1 protein-coding gene is annotated in these 2,013 nt (G+C 32.5%); it reads left to right on the top strand.

From position 1 onward, the window contains the following. Positions 1 to 193 precede the first annotated feature (193 nt). Positions 194 to 1,942 (top strand): 1-deoxy-D-xylulose-5-phosphate synthase, encoded by a 1,749-nt coding sequence (locus tag Q0370_RS03170; RefSeq protein ID WP_299572035.1) that lies wholly within the window; start codon positions 194 to 196, stop codon positions 1,940 to 1,942. The last annotated feature ends 71 nt before the right edge of the window (positions 1,943 to 2,013 follow it).

Raw genomic sequence — 2,013 nt, 5'->3', positions numbered from 1 at the left:
TTTTTTCACCAATCGGACCATTCACAATCTGCTTCCAGTTTCTTTTAATTTTCAAAAAAATATCAAAATTTAAAAATTTAGATTTAGCTATTACTAAAAGGCATAATTACTAATAAGAAAAAAGCATTTGAAATTATAAGGGATATTTGTTACAATTCAGGAAAGAAATTTGATGAATTACAGGAGGGAAAAAATGGCATTAGAAAGAGTAAATTCTCCAAAAGATTTAAAAAAATTGAGTAGAGAAGAATTAATAGTATTAGCACAGGATATTAGGGATGCTATGCTTCACAGAGTTAGTAATAAAGGGGGACATGTGGGTCCTGACTTTGGAGCAGTTGAGTTAATAATTGCGTTACACAAGGTATTTAATTCACCTGTTGATAAATTTGTATTTGACGTTTCACACCAATGTTATCCGCATAAAATCATTACTAGAAGAAAATTTGGATTTTTAGATTTGGATAGGTATTCGGAGGTTTCGGGGTATACCAATCAAGATGAAAGCGAGCATGATTTCTTTAAAATCGGGCATACTTCGACATCTGTCAGTTTAGCGACTGGACTTGCTAAAGCGAGAGATTTGCGTGGCGTAAAAGAAAATATAATTGCAATTATTGGGGATGGTTCTCTTAGTGGCGGAGAAGCATTTGAAGGGCTTAATGTAGCTTCTGAACTTAATACAAATATCATTATTATTGCAAATGACAATGATATGTCGATTGCTGAAAATCACGGAGGGCTTTATAAAAATTTAAGAGAATTAAGAGAAAGTAACGGACAGGCTCAAAATAATTATTTTAAATCATTAGGCCTTGACTATATTTATGTGGATAAAGGAAATGACTTGGAAGCTTTGATAGAAGTTTTTGAGAAAGTAAAAGATATTGATCATCCAATAGTTGTTCATGTGCATACTCAAAAAGGAAAAGGACTGCCTTACGCTGAAAAGGATAAGGAAACTTGGCACTATGGAATGCCTTTTGATCCAGAAACAGGAGAAAAACGTAATTCTTATTCTGGTGGATTGAGTAATGATACTGCTGAATTTTTGATGGATAAAATGGAAAAAGATTCGACAGTAGCTGTTGTAACTTCTGGAACACCAACTGTTTTAGGATTTACAAGGGATAGAAGAGAAAAATTTGCAAAACAGTTTATTGATGTTGGAATTGCAGAGGAACAGGCTGTAGCAATGATTTCTGGAATGGCTAAAAATGGTGGAAAACCAATATATGGAGTTTTTAGCACATTTATTCAAAGAACTTACGATCAGCTTTCTCAAGATTTGGCAATAAATAATAATCCAGCTACCATTCTTATTTTCGGTGGAGGGCTAGGTGGAATGAGCGATGTTACTCACTTATGCTGGTTTGACATCTCATTAGTGTCAAATATCCCAAACATTGTATTTCTAGCTCCAACAAGCAAGGAAGAATATTTCGCAATGCTAGACTGGTCAATTGAATACAAAGGGCATCCAGTTGCAATAAGAGTGCCTTCTCAATTGTCAGAAGATACAGGAAATGTACAAAAAGATTTTAGCTACTTAAACAAATATTTTGTTACTGAAAAAGGAAAAGACGTAGCAATTTTAGGGCTAGGTAACTTTTACAAATTAGGAAAAGAAGTAAAAGAACTTTTAAAAGAAAATGGAATTAATGCAACATTAATTAATCCAAGATACGCCTCAGGGATCGATGAAACATTATTAAACGAATTAAAATCAGAACATAAATTAGTTGTTACACTAGAAGATGGTGTAATAGATGGCGGATTTGGAGAAAAAATTGCGAGATTCTACGGGACTTCTGATATGAAAGTCTTAAATTATGGGATTAAGAAACAATTTACTGATAGAGTGGCTCCAGATGTGGCGTTTAAAAATAATAGATTAACGAAAGAGCAAATTGTGGAAGATATTTTAAAAATTGTAAAATAATTAATTCAGAATTTATGTAAAATAAAATCAGGAATGAACTTAATGATTGAGGAATTTTCTGATTTTTTTAT

The organism is uncultured Leptotrichia sp., assembly GCF_938036635.1.
Lineage (GTDB): Bacteria > Fusobacteriota > Fusobacteriia > Fusobacteriales > Leptotrichiaceae > Leptotrichia > Leptotrichia hongkongensis.
The sequence above is the reverse complement of the archived record's forward strand: the minus strand, read 5'-3'. Positions and strand labels throughout refer to the sequence as shown.

Bases quoted from the DNA above. Each gene is read 5' to 3' on its own strand.
- Q0370_RS03170 (WP_299572035.1), top strand. From the start codon at position 194: ATGGCATTAGAAAGAGTAAATTCTCCAAAAGATTTAAAAAAATTGAGT.